This is a genomic window from Virgibacillus sp. GM2-2, from assembly GCF_055329585.1.
The window spans coordinates 1-19,056 of sequence record NZ_JBUZWC010000023.1 but is presented as its reverse complement, the minus strand read 5'-3'; the positions used below and the strand labels follow the sequence as shown (position 1 = coordinate 19,056).

The 19,056-nt window shown below is 37.3% G+C and carries 18 protein-coding genes, 1 riboswitch and 1 other annotated feature; of the genes, 11 read left to right on the top strand and 7 right to left on the bottom strand.

All coding sequences use genetic code 11. The features are described 5' to 3' along the window. Positions 1-6 precede the first annotated feature (6 nt). From menH to ytkD, 7 genes are all read left to right on the top strand, one after another. Positions 7-804, top strand: coding sequence for a 2-succinyl-6-hydroxy-2,4-cyclohexadiene-1-carboxylate synthase (menH, locus tag ACY9Z2_RS17980; protein ID WP_463611066.1), 798 nt, complete (start codon positions 7-9; stop codon positions 802-804). Between the two features lie 107 nt (positions 805-911). Continuing rightward, entirely contained in the window at positions 912-1,727 is an 816-nt protein-coding gene (gene menB / locus ACY9Z2_RS17975; RefSeq protein WP_463611050.1) for a 1,4-dihydroxy-2-naphthoyl-CoA synthase, read from the top strand. 156 nt (positions 1,728-1,883) lie between these two features. After that, positions 1,884-3,335 (top strand): o-succinylbenzoate--CoA ligase, encoded by a 1,452-nt coding sequence (locus ACY9Z2_RS17970; RefSeq protein ID WP_463611049.1) that lies wholly within the window; start codon positions 1,884-1,886, stop codon positions 3,333-3,335. Positions 3,336-3,487: 152 nt separating this feature from the next. After that, a complete protein-coding gene (locus ACY9Z2_RS17965; protein WP_463611048.1) occupies positions 3,488-4,267 on the top strand; it encodes a nucleotidyltransferase domain-containing protein in 780 nt (259 codons plus the stop codon). 138 nt (positions 4,268-4,405) lie between these two features. Continuing rightward, on the top strand, positions 4,406-5,236 hold the full coding sequence (locus ACY9Z2_RS17960; protein WP_463611047.1) for an ABC transporter ATP-binding protein: 831 nt from the start codon (positions 4,406-4,408) through the stop codon (positions 5,234-5,236). A 378-nt stretch (positions 5,237-5,614) separates the two neighbouring features. After that, positions 5,615-5,935, top strand: coding sequence for a hydrolase (locus tag ACY9Z2_RS17955; RefSeq protein ID WP_463611046.1), 321 nt, complete (start codon positions 5,615-5,617; stop codon positions 5,933-5,935). 112 nt (positions 5,936-6,047) lie between these two features. Continuing rightward, complete coding sequence (gene ytkD / locus ACY9Z2_RS17950) at positions 6,048-6,524, top strand: RNA deprotection pyrophosphohydrolase (protein ID WP_463611045.1); 477 nt, start codon at positions 6,048-6,050, stop codon at positions 6,522-6,524. 116 nt (positions 6,525-6,640) lie between these two features. Here the strand turns inward: ytkD and pckA are convergent, their stop codons facing one another. Then, positions 6,641-8,230, bottom strand: a complete 1,590-nt coding sequence (gene pckA, locus ACY9Z2_RS17945; protein WP_463611044.1) for a phosphoenolpyruvate carboxykinase (ATP) — start codon at positions 8,228-8,230, stop codon at positions 6,641-6,643. Between the two features lie 200 nt (positions 8,231-8,430). Continuing rightward, positions 8,431-8,537, top strand: a riboswitch (SAM riboswitch). A 123-nt stretch (positions 8,538-8,660) separates the two neighbouring features. Between pckA and metK the strand changes: the two genes are divergently transcribed. Next, the gene (metK, locus tag ACY9Z2_RS17940; protein WP_463611043.1) at positions 8,661-9,857 is read left to right on the top strand and encodes a methionine adenosyltransferase; all 1,197 of its coding nucleotides are present in this window, start codon (positions 8,661-8,663) and stop codon (positions 9,855-9,857) included. A 223-nt stretch (positions 9,858-10,080) separates the two neighbouring features. Here the strand turns inward: metK and ACY9Z2_RS17935 are convergent, their stop codons facing one another. Beyond that, positions 10,081-10,596 carry a gamma carbonic anhydrase gene (locus ACY9Z2_RS17935; RefSeq protein WP_463611042.1) on the bottom strand — a complete coding sequence of 172 codons (516 nt, stop codon included), beginning with the start codon at positions 10,594-10,596 and terminating at the stop codon, positions 10,081-10,083. Between the two features lie 74 nt (positions 10,597-10,670). On the opposite strand from ACY9Z2_RS17935, the gene ACY9Z2_RS17930 reads away from it, so the two are divergent. Continuing rightward, positions 10,671-11,753, top strand: a complete 1,083-nt coding sequence (locus ACY9Z2_RS17930) for a tetraprenyl-beta-curcumene synthase family protein (protein WP_463611041.1) — start codon at positions 10,671-10,673, stop codon at positions 11,751-11,753. A 22-nt stretch (positions 11,754-11,775) separates the two neighbouring features. On the opposite strand, the gene ACY9Z2_RS17925 is transcribed toward ACY9Z2_RS17930, so the two are convergent. From ACY9Z2_RS17925 to mnmM, 4 genes are all read right to left on the bottom strand, one after another. Further along, positions 11,776-12,504 carry an amino acid ABC transporter ATP-binding protein gene (locus tag ACY9Z2_RS17925; RefSeq protein ID WP_463611040.1) on the bottom strand — a complete coding sequence of 243 codons (729 nt, stop codon included), beginning with the start codon at positions 12,502-12,504 and terminating at the stop codon, positions 11,776-11,778. Beyond that, on the bottom strand, positions 12,501-13,145 hold the full coding sequence (locus ACY9Z2_RS17920; RefSeq protein ID WP_463611039.1) for an amino acid ABC transporter permease: 645 nt from the start codon (positions 13,143-13,145) through the stop codon (positions 12,501-12,503). The genes ACY9Z2_RS17925 and ACY9Z2_RS17920 overlap by 4 nt, the downstream gene beginning before the upstream one ends. Positions 13,146-13,199: 54 nt before the next feature. Continuing rightward, complete coding sequence (locus tag ACY9Z2_RS17915) at positions 13,200-13,976, bottom strand: transporter substrate-binding domain-containing protein (protein WP_463611038.1); 777 nt, start codon at positions 13,974-13,976, stop codon at positions 13,200-13,202. 190 nt (positions 13,977-14,166) lie between these two features. Beyond that, positions 14,167-14,739 carry a tRNA 5-(aminomethyl)-2-thiouridylate-methyltransferase MnmM gene (gene mnmM / locus ACY9Z2_RS17910; RefSeq protein WP_463611037.1) on the bottom strand — a complete coding sequence of 191 codons (573 nt, stop codon included), beginning with the start codon at positions 14,737-14,739 and terminating at the stop codon, positions 14,167-14,169. A gap of 121 nt (positions 14,740-14,860) precedes the next feature. Beyond that, positions 14,861-15,077 (top strand) — a binding site (T-box leader). A 50-nt stretch (positions 15,078-15,127) separates the two neighbouring features. Here mnmM and leuS point away from each other — a divergent pair. After that, complete coding sequence (gene leuS, locus ACY9Z2_RS17905; protein ID WP_463611036.1) at positions 15,128-17,539, top strand: leucine--tRNA ligase; 2,412 nt, start codon at positions 15,128-15,130, stop codon at positions 17,537-17,539. Between the two features lie 85 nt (positions 17,540-17,624). On the opposite strand, the gene ACY9Z2_RS17900 is transcribed toward leuS, so the two are convergent. Continuing rightward, complete coding sequence (locus ACY9Z2_RS17900) at positions 17,625-18,386, bottom strand: YybI family spore inner coat protein (protein WP_463611035.1); 762 nt, start codon at positions 18,384-18,386, stop codon at positions 17,625-17,627. A 141-nt stretch (positions 18,387-18,527) separates the two neighbouring features. Between ACY9Z2_RS17900 and ACY9Z2_RS17895 the strand changes: the two genes are divergently transcribed. Continuing rightward, positions 18,528-18,836 (top strand): rhodanese-like domain-containing protein, encoded by a 309-nt coding sequence (locus ACY9Z2_RS17895; RefSeq protein ID WP_463611034.1) that lies wholly within the window; start codon positions 18,528-18,530, stop codon positions 18,834-18,836. Positions 18,837-19,056 lie beyond the last annotated feature (220 nt).

Below are 19,056 nucleotides of genomic sequence, written 5' to 3'. Positions count from 1 at the left end.
TTGAAAATGTTTGTACCTGTTAATGAATCAAATTATTGGTGTGAAGTATGTGGTCAAGGTGATCCAATCGTTCTACTCCATGGATTTACTGGAAGTACAAAAACCTGGAAGTTACTGGCATCACAGTTGGAGAAAGATTATCAAGTTATTATTATTGATCTACCTGGTCACGGAAAAACTCGTGTAAACGAAGCAAAAACGATGCATGAATGTTGTCATGATTTAAAATCAATTGTTGAACAACTTGGTTTAGAAAAAATACATCTACTTGGTTATTCAATGGGAGGAAGAACAGCGTTATCGTTTGCAATAATCTATCCCAATTTAGTGAAATCACTAGTGTTAGAGAGTGCTTCACCTGGCTTGAAAAATAAGGAAGAGCGTAGCGTTAGGGTGAAACATGATCAGCAATTGGCTGAAAGGATTAAACAAACTGGGGTAGAGGATTTTGTAGATTATTGGGAAAATATCTCCCTTTTTCAATCACAGAAGAAACTTTCCGATGCTACACAACAAGCGATCCGAAATGAGCGATTGGCACAGAATCCAGAAGGTCTTGCGATGTCCCTATATTCAATGGGAACGGGATCTCAACCATCATGGTGGAGTCAATTGAGTGGTTTCACTGTACCAACATTGCTAGTAGTAGGACAACTTGATTCTAAATTCATAGCTATTAATAAATCAATGCAAAATGTACTACCAAACAGTAAATTAATCATTGTTGAAAATACCGGTCATGCAATTCATGTGGAACAATTCGATTTTTTTGTTAAAATAGTAAGTGAGTTTATTTTACATTAGAAAACTTGGCTTTTTGCCATGTCCTAATGACAAAATACTTAGATGAATGTGCTGGTTCAATTTCTAACCAGTACAAAAAATGGACAAGTTATAGAAGGAGGATAATCATGGTTCAATGGGAAGAAGCAAAGAAGTATAAAGAAATTATTTACGAAAAATATGATGGTGTTGCTAAAGTGACAATGAATCGTCCTGAAAAGCATAATGCGTTTACACCGTTAACAGTAAACGAAATGTACGATGCTTTTGCAGATGCACGTGATGATTCGTCAATTGGAGTTATCATTTTAGCAGGTGCTGGAGATAAGGCATTTTGTTCAGGTGGCGATCAATCGGTACGTGGCCATGGTGGGTATGTTGGAGACGACCAAGTTCCACGCCTAAACGTATTAGATTTACAACGCTTAATCCGCGTTATGCCAAAACCAGTAATCGCAATGGTTTCTGGTTATGCAATTGGTGGAGGACATGTTCTACATTTAGTTTGTGACTTAACAATTGCTGCAGACAACGCTGTATTTGGACAAACAGGACCGAAAGTTGGAAGCTTTGACGCTGGTTATGGCGCAGGCTTATTAGCGCGTACTGTTGGTCAAAAGAAAGCAAAAGAAATTTGGTACTTATGTCGTCAATACAGTGCTAACGAAGCATTAGATATGGGACTAATCAATACAGTCGTTCCATTAGAAAAATTAGAAGAAGAAACAATGCAATGGTGCTCAGAAATTCTAGAAAAATCACCAACTGCACTACGTTTCTTGAAAGCATCATTTAATGCTGATACGGATGGACTAGCTGGTCTTCAACAAATGGGTGGAGACGCAACACTTCTTTACTACACTACTGATGAAGCAAAAGAAGGTCGCGATGCATTTAAGGAAAAAAGAAAACCAGACTTTAAACAGTTCCCACGTTTTCCGTGATCGGTTCATATTCAAGGAACAAAAACCTTTGCTCGTAGGAGCAGAGGTTTTTTCATCAATTTTTCGATTACTCCATTGGTGATTCGAATTAAATTCGTCTAAAAATGAACTACATATCACGAATTATCTCATTAATTTTACTGGAGGAACCCCAACATGAGTGAAACAATTCCACATTGGTTAACCAAGCAAGCGAGCCTAGCTCCGAATGATTGTGCAGTAGAATTTGAAAATGGGGACAAGCTGACTTTTCATGAGTTAATGTATCAGGCGAAATCTTTCGCGAGGAAGCTAGCAAGTATAGGTATTGAAAAAAATTCGAAGGTTGGAATCTTCTCAACAAATTGCAAAGAGATGGTTGTCGCTATCCATGCTTTAAGTTATTTAGAAGCGGTAGCGGTACTATTCAATATTCGTTTAACTAAAAATGAGCTTACCTATCAAATAGAAGATGGTGACGTGTCAACTTTATTAGTTGCGGAATCCTTGGACAACCATTTGACTGAAATGAATTTTGACGTTCCCATCTTATCATTTGCAAAAGTTGCGATATATAGCGAATCAAACATTCAACTTGCATCCGAAATCGTTTTAGATAATGTATATACTATTATGTACACCTCAGGAACAACGGGAAATCCAAAAGGCGTAGAGCATACATACGGAAATCACTGGTGGAGTGCAACAGGATCTGCTTTTAATTTAGGCATGCATAAAGATGATAAATGGCTAGCCATGCTTCCACTATTCCACATTGGTGGTTTTTCTCTCCTTATAAAAAGTGTCATGTATGGTATGCCTATCTATTTAATGGAACATTTCGAAGTAGATAAAGCACATCACGCGATTATGCACAAAAAGGTGACCATTGCATCCGTTGTAACCGTAATGCTTCATCGCCTAATTGAATTTTTGGGTGAGGACAATTATCCAGAAATTTTCCGTTGTATGTTATTGGGGGGAGGTCCAGCACCAAAAGGCTTACTTGAACAAGCAAAAGAGAAACAAATCCCTGTTTTCCAGTCATATGGTATGACTGAAACATCGTCTCAAATAGTTACATTAAGTCCTGCTGATGCGCTACGTAAGCTTGGTTCTGCAGGCAAACCACTATTTCCAGCTCAACTAAAAATAAACGATTCTGATCAGGAAGGAATCGGGGAGATTACAGTAAAAGGACCAATGGTTACCAAAGGATATTATAACAATGAACAAGCGACGAAAGCTGCAATTCAACGTAATTGGTTATCTACAGGTGATCTTGGGAGGTTGGATGAGGAAGGATTTCTCTATGTGGTTGATCGACGTAAGGACTTAATTATTTCTGGCGGTGAGAACATTTATCCTACTGAAGTAGAAAGTGTGTTAGCAGGGATGCAAGGGGTTCGAGAAGTCGGTGTAACTGGTGTAGAAGATAATGAATGGGGCAAGGTACCTGCTGCTTTTATTGTTTTGAATGACAAAGCAGTATTAGCTGAGGAAGTCTTAACATATGCATCGCAGTCATTAGCAAAATACAAAGTTCCAAAGTACATTTATTTTATCGAAGAACTACCACGCAATGCATCAAATAAGCTGTTGCGAAATAAGTTACTTGAACTAATTTAAGTTATTTAAAGCAGTCTAATTCATACGAGTTGGACTGTTTTTTTCATTTGTTGTATACTGTAGTAATATTTTTTTGGACTAGTGTAAATAACAGCACGCACGATTAAGAGTAAGGGTAATGCGGAAATTCTATTCTATTAGGGGGATTTTACATGCTAACTCAAGAGCTTGCAGTAGAAAAAGTTTGCCAGAGCTTACAAAAAGATGAAAGTGTTCAAGCGATATTTTTAAAAGGTTCAATGGGCAGAAATGAACACGATGAGCATTCAGACATCGATTTATATTGCATGGTAAGTAAAAAAGACGAGAAACAATTTTTATCAGGGAGATTGAAGCATTTAGAAGCATTTCGCCCTATTATTTTTTCAGACGACATATTTATCATTGCACCACAAATAATTGCGATCTATGATAATTATTTACATATTGATTTATTCACTGTCACAAAAGAAACGTTATCGGAAAAGGATTATTTCAAGATATTATATGATCCACATAATTTGCTTACTGCTTTCAACGACAAACAAAGCTTGAAGCTTACTGATTTTGAATTCAAAGACAATGTCGTCGATGTTGCTTGGTTTCTATTTCAGTACAAGAAATCCGCAGCAAGAGGAAATGATATCTGGTCTGTTAGGATGTTGACAAATGTAATGGATTATTTGGCAAGAGTTTTATTATATCGATATAACCCAGAGCGAGCACAGCTAGGACTGAAAACGATTGAGCGATCATTACCGCGAGAAATTGTCTGTAAATTGAATGAGGTACATGAACAACTTACACCAAAAAATCACCAGCGGGCTGTTTATTTGCTATGTAGTTTTCTATCTGGTGAATTTGAATGGATTTCTTCCCAATTTCCAGATGGAGACGAAACGATTGATTTGTTGATTCGAATGATTAGGATGCATTTAGATGATAAAATGTGAACATTTTAAAAAACTAATTGATAAAGATTATCAAAGTCATTGACTAATGATCAAAAAACAAATAAACTATAAGTACAGTAAATTTTTTTGAGTACATACATGTAAGGTTTTTCATGTAGGATGTAGGGGAGTGATCCGATGCAAACGTTAACAGCGAAAGATTTAACTCTTGGTTACGGTGAAGACATAATCATTGACGATTTAAATATAGAAATACCTAAAGGTGAAATCACAGTATTTATCGGTGGAAATGGATGCGGTAAATCAACATTACTAAGATCATTGGCGCGTTTACTAAAGCCAAAGGGTGGAGATGTTGTTTTAGATGGTGAGGATATCGCCAAACTGGGAACAAAAGAAGTTGCTAAAAAGCTTTCTATCTTACCACAAAGTCCTGTAACACCAGAAGGTTTAACGGTAATGGAGCTTGTAAAGCAGGGTCGTCATCCATACCGTGGCTTTTTGAAGCAATGGTCAAAAGATGATGAAAGTGCCGTACTTAAAGCACTAGAATCAACGAACATGCTTGAATTAAAAGATCGTGCTGTTGATTCTTTATCTGGTGGACAGCGTCAAAGAGCTTGGATAGCAATGACGCTAGCACAAGAAACAGATACCATTTTACTTGATGAACCTACGACATATTTAGATATGACACATCAAATTGATGTATTGGATTTATTATTTGAATTAAATGAAAAGGATGGGCGTACTGTTGTCATGGTACTGCACGATTTAAATCTAGCATGTCGATATGCTCATCATGTTGTAGCAATTAAAGACAAAAAGGTTTATGCACAGGGTAAACCTGAAGAAATTATCAATTGTAACTTAGTTCACGACGTTTTTGAGATGAAATGTGATGTAACATTCGATCCTATGTTTGGAACTCCAATGTGTATTCCGCACGGTAAAGGACGTTGTATTTTCGCAAATAGCGCCCAACAATTAACAAATCAAACTGTATAATGATTAAGGCTGGTATAGAGGAATCTATGCCAGCCTTTTTTACGCTGATAGGAAAGTATAAGTTTTTATGGATATCAGTATAAGGGACTAAGGCTTTCGCCATTAAAGCTTGGCGATAAGCCAAGTTTTCTAATAACGTCAGAAATTATAAATTATGGTAAACCTTATAAGAAAACCCTGGCATTCGCTATTAAGGACAAGGCGAATGTCAGGGTTTTCTAACACTGATAGGAAAATATTAGTTTTATGGATATCAGTATAAGGGCAACTAAGGCTTTCGCCATTAAAGCTTGGCGATAAGCCAAGTTTTCTAATGAACTTTTTCTTCCCATACATGCTTCTCGAAAATTAAGCCAAATTAATAGTAGGAGGTGCAACATGGATAAGAAAAAGTTTTATGTTAATATGGGTACACAAGAGGTTTCACAAATTAAATATGGGAACAATGCTGATTTCATTATTCATGCGACAGATGAAGAGGTTATATTGTTACGCGAGAAATTGAATGATATGGACGATGCCAATTTTCGTGCTTTCTTTCGTGCACACGTGCCGATCATGTCTTATCACAATGACCAATCGAATGATGATTATGATGATGGAATGACAGGTGCTTTTCAAATGTTGTATGATTTAGGTGATGAAAAAACACGAGAACATATTGAATCGATGGGAATATTATCTGATAGACATTTGTAATGAGTAGATGAATTCTCATTAATTTAGTCAAAAGTAGTTTATACTAGCTGCTTTAAAGGAACATAATAAGAGATAGACAATTTAATTAACGGGGAAAAAGGCAGCTGAAATAATGAATACATTTAGAGATTATTATAACAATGAGGTTAAATTAACATTTGAAGATCATTATTTTTCCAAAGAACCAAAGCATGTTTGGGTAATTTGTACGTATCAAAATCGTTGGCTACTAACTAATCATAAAGATCGAGGAATGGAATTTCCTGGTGGCAAGGTAGAACCAGGTGAAACAGCTGAAGATGCCGCAATACGTGAAGTAAAAGAAGAAACTGGCGGGTCAGTTGATCGGTTAGATTATGTTGGTCAATACTATGTTAAAGGCAAGGGCGGGACGGTAATAAAAAATGTTTATTTTGCTAACGTCAATAAACTCATTGAGCAGTCTACTTACTATGAAACCCATGGACCAGTCTTGTTAGATAACATACCTAAAAATGTCCGTAAAAACACAAAATACAGCTTTATTATGAAGGACGATGTTTTAACCTATTGTATGGAAAAAATTAAAAGTGAATATTTATCAAAGTAAACGTGTTTTCCTGAAGGGAGACACTTTCTTTGTTCAATTGTACATGCACTAGGTTACAATAGAGTAATATTCAAAAGGAAAAGCCAGCCTTTTGAGACTGGCTCTCTTCAATTATTTTAACCTTTATAAAGTGGACCCGCTTGAGCAATTTCCTTATCAGCTTGTGTGAAATTCTTAAAGTTTTCATGGAATTTCATTGCAAGCTTTTTCGCTTCCGCATCGTAAGCTTCTTTGTCAGCCCAAGTACTTCTAGGAACCAATACTTCGTCTGGAACACCAGGAACGTGCATTGGCGTTTCAAGACCGAAGACATCGTCCTTCGTAGTTTCAACAGTGTTTAACTCACCTTCAAGTGCTGCATGAACCATTGCTCGTGTATAGGAGAGTTTCATACGATTTCCGACACCATATGAACCACCAGTCCAACCGGTGTTCACTAAAAATACGTTTGTGTTAAATTGATCAATTTTTTCCCCAAGCATTTTTGCATAGGTCGACGGTGCTAGTGGCAAGAATGGTGAACCAAAGCAAGCTGAGAAAGTTGCTTGTGGCTCTGTCACGCCACGTTCTGTTCCAGCTAATTTACTTGTATAGCCACTTAAAAAGTGATACATTGCTTGTTCTTTTGTTAATTTACTGATCGGTGGTAGTGTACCAGATGCATCAGCTGTCAAAAAGATAATTGTATTTGGGTGACCAGCTACACTAGGTGTTACAATATTATCGATATTATCTAGTGGATATGCTGCACGTGTATTTTCCGTTAGAGATGTATCATCGTAATCTGGGATACGTGAATCTTTATCAAGAATTACATTTTCTAATACGGACCCAAATCGAATTGCGTTGTAGATTTGTGGTTCTTTTTCTTCTGATAGGTTGATACATTTTGCATAGCATCCACCTTCGATATTAAACACACCGTTTGGACTCCACCCATGCTCATCGTCCCCGATTAGTTTGCGATATGGGTCAGCCGATAGAGTAGTTTTTCCTGTACCAGAAAGTCCAAAGAATAATGCTACATCGCCCTCTTGACCAACGTTAGCAGAGCAGTGCATGGATAATACTTCTCGCTGTGGTAAAAGATAGTTCATAACAGAGAAAATTGATTTTTTAATTTCTCCTGCATATTCAGTACCACCAATTAAAATAATGCGTTTCTTGAACGAAACTAGGATAAAAGTTTCTGAATTAGTTCCATCAACTGCAGGATCAGCTTTAAAGGTTGGCGCTGATATAACAGTAAACTCTGGATTATGTGTTGATAATTCATCTTCTGTCGGCGTAATGAAAAGTTGACGCGCAAATAAATTGTGCCAAGCATATTCGTTAATTACTTGGATTGGCAAACGATACTTTTTGTCAGCACCTGCGAATCCTTTGAACTGAAAAAGTTCATCTTTTTCTTTTAAGTAATTAATTACTTTACCGTACAAATTATCAAAAGATGCTTCATCAATTTCCTGGTTTACTGCGCCCCAATCAATAAGATTTTCACACGATTCGTCACGGACAATGAATTTATCCTTTGGAGAACGTCCAGTATATTTTCCAGTAGTTGCTTGAATTGCGCCAGTTGCAGTTAATGTACCTTCATGACGATCTAAAATTCTTTCGACTAAACGAGGTACAGATAAATTTTTTTGTACATTTTTATTAGAAATTAGCTCCTGTAACAATGATGATTGTTCCACCGATTTCATGTATCATACCTACCTTTTGGATGGATTTTATTTTTTACAAAATAAGAAGTAATCAAGATTTTATAAATCTGTTTATTAGTATAACACATTCATAAAATTAATCCATACTATTATATTATTTTATTAAAGCTGTCATATAATGTTCGAAAAAAGTTGACATGATGAGGGGTTTTCGATACGATAAGTTTCGAGCGGATACTCTCTTATTTAGAGTCGGCGGAGGGACAGACCCGATGAAACCCAGCAACCATCACAAGTGTGAAAAGGTGCTAACCTGAAGCAAGGATGACTCCTTGAACAATAAGAGGAAATGGCCACAACACCTTTCCTCCTGAACAGGAAGGGCTTTTTTTGTTTTTAAGGACCTTGAACAATTGTACTATAACAAATAGAGTTCCGTAACACAATTATAAAGGGAGGATTTAGCCATATGGCTTCAAATCGTCGTTTATTTACATCTGAATCTGTCACAGAGGGACACCCAGATAAGATATGTGATCAGATCTCAGACGCAATTTTAGATGAAATTTTAAAGAAAGATCCAAATGCTCGAGTAGCATGTGAAACAACCGTAACAACAGGCTTAGTATTAGTATCTGGAGAAATCTCCACGAATACGTATGTTGATATTCCTGCTATTGTAAGACAAACAATTAAAGATATTGGTTATACACGTGCAAAGTTTGGCTTTGATGCAGATACTTGCGCAGTTTTAACTGCAATTGATGAACAGTCTGCTGATATTGCCGGCGGAGTAAATACTGCACTCGAGGCACGTCAAGGAAAAATGACAGATGATGAAATCGCTGCAATTGGTGCAGGAGACCAAGGTTTAATGTTTGGCTTCGCATGTGACGAAACGGATGAATTAATGCCGTTACCTATCGCTTTAGCACATAAACTAGCGAAACGTTTGTCAGATGTGCGTAAGGACGAAACACTAGCTTACCTACGCCCAGATGGAAAAACACAAGTAACTGTTGAATACGATGAAAACGATAAACCAGTTAAAGTAGATACAATTGTTATTTCAACGCAACACCATCAAGATGTGACGACAGAGCAAATTGAAAAAGATTTAATTGAACAAGTTATTCGTCCTGTCGTACCAGAAAATTTACTTGATGAATCAACAAAATACTTTATTAATCCAACTGGCCGATTCGTTATCGGTGGTCCTCAGGGTGATGCTGGATTAACTGGGAGAAAAATTATTGTAGACACGTATGGCGGATACGCACGTCATGGTGGTGGCGCGTTTAGTGGAAAGGACTCTACTAAAGTTGACCGTTCTGCTGCTTATGCAGCACGATACGTTGCCAAGAATATCGTTGCCGCTGACCTCGCTAAAACGTGTGAAGTACAATTAGCGTATGCTATCGGTGTAGCAGAGCCAGTATCGATTGCAATCAACACATTTGGCACTGGTAAAGTTAGTGAAGAAGCATTGGTTCAAGCTGTTCGTAAGTTATTTGATCTAAGACCAGCAGGAATCATTCGTATGCTAGATCTACAAAAACCAATTTTCCGTAATACATCTGCCTATGGGCACTTTGGTCGTACAGATATTTTGTTCCCTTGGGAAAAAACAGATAAATTAGAAGAGCTAAAAGCATTGACGAAATAAAATGAAGCGAAAGTATCCAGATTTGGATGCTTTCGCTTTTTCTTATCTTAAGAGCAAAGAAAGTATAAACGAAAAGCTGTCTAGCTCCAGCGCCCAGCAACTATCAAACTTCACACTCCTCCACTGCGATAAGTCAACATCGGCTCGTACCTCACCGTGTTTCCTTTATCTCATTTCGGGGTGCTCCAGTTTGTACGTTGCTAAACGGGCGCTTACGCTTTTCTTATAAAGATGTATGATGTTTATAGTATTGCCCTTTTTCAACATACGTCTTTCTCACACGTTCCATATCTTGATAGTCTTCATCCGTTAGTTCGCGAACAACTTTTGCAGGTCTTCCGAGCGCCAATGTATGAGGAGGAATTTTTTTGCCCGGTGGAACTAGGCTTCCAGCACCAAGAAATGCATGTTCTCCAATTTCAGCACCATCTAATACGATGGATCCCATTCCGATTAGAGCATTTTTACGAACAATAGCTGAATGCAATGTTACTTGATGACCAACGGTTACATCATCCTCTACAATGACTGGGTTGTTCGGGCTTTGGTGGACCATGGATAAATCCTGAATGCTAACCCTTTTACCAATTCGCGTTGGTGCAACATCGCCACGAATAACTGTATTAAACCAAATATTTGTTTCTTCACCAATCGTTACATCCCCGGTAATTACTGCGCCTTTTGCGATATATGCTGTATCATGTATAGTAGGTGTACTGTTTTTATAGTGGTGTATCATTTGTATCCTCCTAATTTGATGGTGTATATATAAATAGTATACCAAATATTTTCAACGAGAATGGAGGAAGTGTCTTGCTACAACAAGTTCCAACTTCTTCAATTAAACTTATGAGTGATGTTTATATAAAAATCTTCCCTGAAGTTCGAAAAGAGCTAGCATTTTGGACACGCCATGCCCAGCAGATTCCTAATTCGGAATTACGTAGTCAAGCATTAGCAAGTATTTCGACCAAGCGATTTCATTGTCAGGGCGGAGGAGTTTATGCTCTTTTAGCTGGTGACCATTGGAGAGAAGCTATTCGATTTATCGTTGCCTATCAAACAATTAGTGATTATTTGGATAACCTTTGTGATCGTAGCACATCGCTAGACCCAGAAGATTTTAGATTGTTACATCAATCAATGCTTGATGCACTGGATCCAGACTATCATGTAAAAAATTATTATGCCCTACGAGATGATCAGAATGATGGTGATTATCTTAATGATTTGGTACGGACATGTCAAAAGGCATTAAAAGTTATTCCTAAATTTGAAACTATTCAACCTTTTATAAGGAAGCTTTGCAGTCTTTACGGAGATTTGCAGGTGCATAAACATGTTGATAAAAATGAACGTGTACCAAGGTTAACCAACTGGTTTGCAACTTATAAAGAAGAGTTTCCTCAGCTGAAATGGCATGAATTTTCCGCTGCTGCAGGATCAACACTAGGTATCTTTTGCTTAGTCTCTTACGCACTCGATGATAAGATTTCCACTAAACTAGCTAGTGAAATTTATAGTGGATATTTTCCATATATGCAAGGTCTACATATTTTGTTAGACTATTATATTGATCAAAAAGAGGATGAAACCGAAGCAGATTTAAACTTTTGTACGTATTATGATAATCAGTCAGAACTAGTGGAAAGACTGCAGTTTTTTGTAAAACATGCACGCAATAACGTAAGACTTTTACCAAACCATCCATTTCACGAAATGGTTGTAAATGGCTTAGTGGGATTATACTTAGGTGATTGGAAAGTTAACGAATTAAAAGGTGCAGAAAGAACAAAAAGATCTCTGCTTGGTATTAGTGGTACGAAAGCTAAATTTTTTCATTGGAATACAAAAGTTTATTACAAGTTTACAAAAAATGACCGAAAACAAAAATGACTCCAGCGCTGGAGTCATTTTCTTATAAAACTTTACTTAAGAAAGCCTGTGTCCGTTCGTGCTGTGGATTATCGAATAAATGCTGCGGAACATTTTCCTCGACAATTAGTCCTTCATCAATGTATAGGACACGATCGCTGACCTCACGAGCAAATCCCATTTCGTGCGTAACAACAACCATTGTCATTCCTTCATTTGCTAATTGTTTCATTACCTCTAGTACATCGCCCACCATTTCAGGATCTAGTGCAGAGGTCGGCTCATCAAATAACATGATTTTAGGATTCATTGCCAGTGCACGAGCAATTGCAACACGTTGTTTTTGTCCGCCTGAAAGTGATCCAGGATAGCTATCGGCTTTTTCGCTCAATCCTACTTTTGCTAAAAGTTCTTGGGCTTTCTTAACTGCCTCTTGTTTGGATGTTCCACGTGTTTTCATTGGTGCAAGGATAATATTTTCCATAACTGTTTTATGCGGAAAAAGATTAAACTGTTGAAATACCATTCCAACTTCTTGTCGTACCTCGTTAATGTTAACGTTTTTGTTTGTAATGTCATTGCCATCGATGATTACATGACCGCCAGTAATATCTTCCAGTCGATTTAAACATCGTAGAAACGTACTTTTACCTGACCCAGACGCACCAATCACACATACTACTTCTCGTTCTTTTATTGAAACGCTTATATCTTTTAAAACTTCAAGCTTTCCAAAGGATTTTTTTAGGTTTTTTACTTCAATCATTGTCATCGTAATTCAAATCTCCTTTCTAGAAAACTAGCAAGTAAGGATAATAGATAAATTATGATAAAATACATTACCCCAACAGCAATCCAGATGTTGAAGGCTTCAAAAGTTCGTGCAATCGCAACTTGACCTCGTTGTGTTAAATCGGCAATTCCGATTACAGATAGTAAAGACGTATCTTTTAAACTAATAATTCCTTGGTTTGTAAAAGCTGGAAGCATACGACGAAATGCCTGTGGTAATATAATGTGTCGCATGTTTTGTGTGCCTGTAAGACCTAAAGAACGTGCGGCTTCCGTTTGTCCTTTATCCATGGACTGAATTCCTGCCCGAATAATCTCTGCAAAATAAGCACCGGCATTAATTGCAACTGTGATGATACCAGCAGTTTCACGATCGAGTGAAATGAATTCTAGTGAATTTAACCCGAAATAAAAAAAGAATAATTGGACCAGTATAGGTGTGCCACGGACTGCATCAATAAATATTTTTGCTATCCAATTCAGTATCTTTAAAGGTGCTAAGCGGAGTAAAGCCATAATTAAGCCAATAATAAAACCAATAATTATTGCAACTGCGAAGATATAAAGCGTAACCTTCAATCCTTCCCATAAATAGGGAAGTGTTTCGATAATAACGTCCATCAATTCAACCCCTTCATTAAAACAGACGCGCTATAAAAGCGCGCCTGATAAAATTTACTGTTCACCTAAATATTTACTGATGATTTCATCATATTTGCCACTTTCTTTTAAGTTAGCTAATCCATCGTTTATTTTTTTAAGTAGTTCATCATTTTCATCCTTAAGCACCGCGATTCCATAATGATCACCATTTAAACGGTCACCAACCACCTGTAGTTTAAGGTCACTTTGAGCAATTGCATAAGATATTACTGGATAGTCTTCAATTAAAGCGTCAGCAGTACCATTTGCCACTTCTTGGAACATGGATGTACTGTCAGGTACTTGAACGATTTCATATCCGTATTTATCCTTATTTTCCTCTGCAAAATTTGCCCCCGTGGTTCCTTTTTTTACCGCAACAGTCTTTCCTTTTAGATCTTCAAGGCTTTTTATTTCTGAGTTACCTTCTGCTACTACTAATGAAAGCCCTGCCTCAAAATATGGCTCTGAAAAATCTACCTTTTGTTTACGTTCCTCCGTAATACTCATTCCAGCAATTGCGATGTCCAGTTCTCCTGCCTGCATTGCGGGAATAATACCACCAAAATCCATTGGTACAAGTTCAATCTTAAAACCCTGATCTTCCGCAATCGCATTGATTAAATCAACATCAATACCTTTGTATTCATCGCCTTCTTGAAATTCAAAAGGTGGATATGTAGTATCGATACCGACTTTGTAAACCTTATCATCCCCACCAGAAGCATTACCTTCTGATTCACTTGATCCGCAGGCTGCTAATACAACCATAATCGCGAATAGAAGCGTAAACAGACTAAACTTCTTCATATAATTGCCCCCTTATTTTAATTTAGAAAACGCTATCATATGTGTGTTTTATAAAAGGTGTCCGATCATGTCAAGAAAAATCAAAATATTAAAACGAGTTTCAGACTATTCAAGTTATGGGGGCAATACGACTGACTTCGACAAAAATTGACAACAAAAAAGTTCTACTATTATCAAGTAGAACCATGCGTTAGTTTGTTTTCTTTTCAATAGCAATAATAAATGGTGGGTCATTCTTCTGATTAATAAATCCATATTTTAGTACTCGAAATTGTTTTTGGTCTAACTGATGTGTATATTCCAAGAGATTACGTTTCTCAATGTCACCACCTTCGTGTCCGTGGTACACCACAAGAACGACGATTCCATTTTCTTTCAAATGCGTCAGTATGCCTTCGATTGCGAGTATCGTTGTTTCACTTTTTGTAATAACTCCTTTGTCACTTCCAGGCAAATATCCGAGGTTAAAAATGGCACCTCCAAGCGATGTGAGTTGGTCAACAGTTAAGTGATGAATTGCATTACTGTGACTATCTTTAATAATTGTTGCATTTGCAATCTTATGTGCTACAAGTTTTTCTTTCGTATTTAAAATTGCTTGTTCTTGTATATCAAAACCAAATACATGTCCCTTTTGACCAACTAATTTACTCAAAAACACAGTATCATGTCCATTTCCACAGGTTGCATCGATTACTGTATCTCCCTTATTAATAGCTTCTTCTAATAGATAGTGCGAAAATTGGATAATTCCTTTCATCATGTCCATACATCCTAACCTTTTTGATTGTATATAATTTTAGCATGAACGAAATAATAATAGAAAGAAAGCGAAATAGGCTTGACATCCGCACACCAATTCATTAAAATTCGATATACATATTATAATAACGATGCGAAGGACTAGTAATAAATACTTCAGGCTTAGAGAGACAGTGGTTGGTGTGAACTGTTGCTGAAATATTTATGAACTCACCTTTAATGTTGCAAGAATGAACGTAAGTAGTTCTTGCCGTAAATCCGCGTTAAGGATACAAAGTGAACGTGCGATTTACGTTAATTTGGGTGGTACCGCGGGAGATACAGCTTCTCGTCCCTTTATTGGGATGAGGGGCTTTTTTTATTTTCTATTATTTAAAGGAGGAAACAAAATGAGCTTCAATCATCAATCGATTGAAAAAAAATGGCAGAAACAGTGGCTTGAAAACAAAACATTTAAAACGAATACCAATACTGAAAAAGAAAAGGCGTATGTGTTGGATATGTTCCCATATCCATCAGGTGCTGGTTTACATGTAGGACATCCGGAGGGGTATACGGCAACAGATATATTTTCACGAATGAAACGTATGCAGGGATATGAGGTACTACACCCGATTGGATGGGATGCTTTTGGTCTACCTGCAGAACAGTATGCGTTAGACACTGGGAATAGTCCAGCAGCATTTACGCAGAAAAATATTGAGACCTTTAAGAGGCAGATCCAAGAACTTGGCTTTTCCTATGACTGGGATCGTGAAATCAATACGACAGACCCGAAGTACTATAAATGGACCCAATGGATTTTCACAAAGCTTTATGAAAAAGGTCTTGCATATGTTGATGAGGTAGCGGTGAATTGGTGTCCAGCACTTGGTACAGTACTCGCGAATGAAGAAGTCATTGATGGAAAAAGTGAGCGTGGCGGGCATCCGGTTGTACGTAAACCAATGAAACAATGGATGTTAAAAATCACTGCCTATGCCGATCGCCTAATGGATGATCTTGAAGATCTTGATTGGCCAGAGAGCATTAAAGATATGCAACGTAACTGGATAGGTCGTTCAGAAGGAGCAGAAGTGACATTTGATCTTGATGGCCATGACGAAACATTTACTGTTTTTACAACAAGACCGGATACGCTATTTGGAGCAACTTATGCAGTGCTTGCACCTGAGCATCCACTTGTGAAAAAAATTGTTACTGCTGATCAGGAATCTGCGGTTAACTCGTATCTAAATGCTGTTCAAACAAAATCTGACCTAGAACGAACAGACCTTGCCAAAGATAAAACAGGCGTATTTACTGGAGCCTATGCGATAAATCCTGCCAATAATGAAAAGATGCCGATTTGGGTAGCGGATTATGTGCTAATGACATATGGAACCGGAGCAATCATGGCCGTACCAGGCCATGATGAACGTGACTACGAGTTTGCAACTAAGTTTGAAATTCCGATTGTCGAGGTTGTTAAAGGTGGAGATGTAACAGCAGAAGCCTATACCGGAGACGGTGCACACGTAAATTCAGATTTTCTTAATGGAATGGAAAAAGATGCAGCTATTTCTAAAATGATTGAATGGCTTGAAGACAGTGGAAAAGGTGAGAAAAAGATTACGTATCGCCTGCGTGATTGGCTGTTTTCTAGACAGCGGTATTGGGGAGAACCAATTCCTATTATTCATTGGGAAGATGGCTCGATGAGTGCTGTTCCAGAAGAAGAGCTACCACTGGAACTTCCTAAACTTAAAGAAATAAAACCATCCGGAACCGGTGAATCACCACTTGCTAATAGTGATTGGGTGAATGTTGTTGATCCGAAAACTGGAATGAAAGGTCGACGTGAAACAAATACGATGCCACAGTGGGCAGGTAGCTGTTGGTATTTCCTACGTTACATCGATCCAGATAATACGGAACAGCTTGCTGATCCTGACCTACTGAAAAAATGGTTACCTGTTGACACTTACATTGGTGGAGCAGAGCACGCAGTTCTTCATCTACTTTACGCTCGTTTTTGGCATAAATTCCTTTATGACATTGGCGTTGTCCCAACAAAGGAACCATTTATGCGACTCTTTAACCAAGGAATGATTCTTGGCGAAGGCAATGAAAAAATGAGTAAGTCAAAAGGAAATGTTGTTAATCCTGATGACATTGTTGCTTCACATGGAGCAGATACACTACGTCTATATGAAATGTTTATGGGGCCGCTTGATGCAGCCATCGCTTGGTCAACAAATGGTCTAGATGGGGCTAGGAGATTCCTTGATCGCGTGTGGCGAATGTTGATTAACGAGGATGGAAAACTTTCGTCAAAAATATCAGAAGGTGCGAATGAAGCACTTGATAAGGTATACCACCAAACAGTCAAAAAGGTAACCGAGGATTTTGAGAACCTTCATTTTAATACTGGTATTTCACAAATGATGGTGTTTGTAAATGAAGGATACAAAGCGGATCAACTACCAAAAGAATATGTTGAAGGCTTTGTAAAAATGCTTTCTCCAGTAGCGCCACACATTGCTGAAGAATTGTGGGAGTGTCTTGGTCATACGAATACAATTAGCTATGAGCCTTGGCCAAGTTATGATGAATCAAAACTTGTTGAGGATGAAGTAGAGGTTGTTCTTCAAGTAATGGGCAAGGTTCGCGCAAAGATTAATGTTGCAAAAGACATTTCTAAGGATGATCTTGAAAAAGTGGCGTTAGAAGATAATACAATTAAAGAATGGATCGAAGGGAAAACAGTACGTAAGGTTATTGTAGTTCCAGGAAAACTAGTTAATATTGTGGCTAATTAACAGAAAAAGGGATCTCCGCTGTATTTACGGAGATCCCTAATTGTTTATAGGCATCAAAAGTAATGCATTCATTTTTAGTTGATTGCTATCCTGCTGGCACCCATTCCGTGGTAAGAATAATCCACTTTCCATTTTCGTAATACCAAAGTGTTTCAATTGTTCCAAGTTGATCTGCATGATAAGCACCGCTTATTTGTTGATAGCTTTTTAAACCATACCCTTTGCTTTTGCTTATTAACTTAGGTTCATAAAATGCAATCGGATCAATCATTAAGTCTGTTGGTTCAAGTAGTTTACCATCGCTATTATAAATACCGAGTCTAATGTAATCGTCTTTTCTATCTTTTACATCGATAAAAATGCCGCGACTTTTTGGGGTGAGTGATAAGACTGCCCTAAAATCTTCTATGAATTTCCCCTTTACATACTGTTGAACTGGTAAAGGGATTTCTTTAAGTACTCCGTTTTTTAATGTGTTCAATTGATAACTATATAGTCCTCCGCTACCTCCAGTGGGACTCTGAAAGTATATATCTGTAACATTATCATGATTTAAATCATAAAATTGTAAAGTGGGTTCATATCCACCCCTATAATCAATTTTCCATTCTTTATTGTGGGGACTTTTGATTTCGGCCCATATATTTTGGTAATAATTTGAGTCTTTACTGAAAGGTTGGCCAAATAACTCAATCGTTTCTTTTTGTCCATCTCCGGTTACATCCTCGCTATAAGTGTGAATTTTCATTGGCGTAGGTTCTTTAGCATTAGATTCAGCATGCAGCGTAACCGGTATAACTAGGAAAGCTATCATCAGGGCAATAACGTTGGTAATCTTATGTTTCATCTTCTATTCTCCTGTCTAATATAATGATGTAAGTTCGTTGAATTTAGTATGTATATCATGTGTTAGATAGTTGCAACGTATACACAAATTCAGTAACATAATTGATGGAGTAAGCTGATTAAAAGAAAGGCTGATAAAGAAATGAAACATATTCAAGAGGTTAACTCGGAAGAATTACAAAACTTGATTAATAAGGATAAGAATATCGTTTTAATTGATGTGAGGGAAGATGAAGAAGTAGCTCAAGGTATGATAGAGAATGCTAACCATATCCCATTACAAGAGATACCAAATCGTATTGATTCATTAAGTAAAGATATGCATTATGTTATGGTTTGTCGTTCTGGTGCAAGAAGTATGCGGGCTGCAGAATATTTAGACGAACACGGATACAAGGTCTCTAATTTAGCTGGTGGTATGCTTGATTGGGATGGAGAAGTAATTTTGTGAAATAGATTTTATAAAAAGTATTGACTTTTATTTAAAAGGAATGTAATATATATTTTGCTGTCGCGAAAACGGCAGAAAAAAATATCAATTTCCCATTAGTATGCATTGACAGATTTAATGGTAAAGTGATATAATTTTTACACTGTCGACATAAGTTGGCAGAGAAAACAATTTGCTCCTTGAAAACTGAACAAACAATCAAGTATGTCAAGCAACGAAA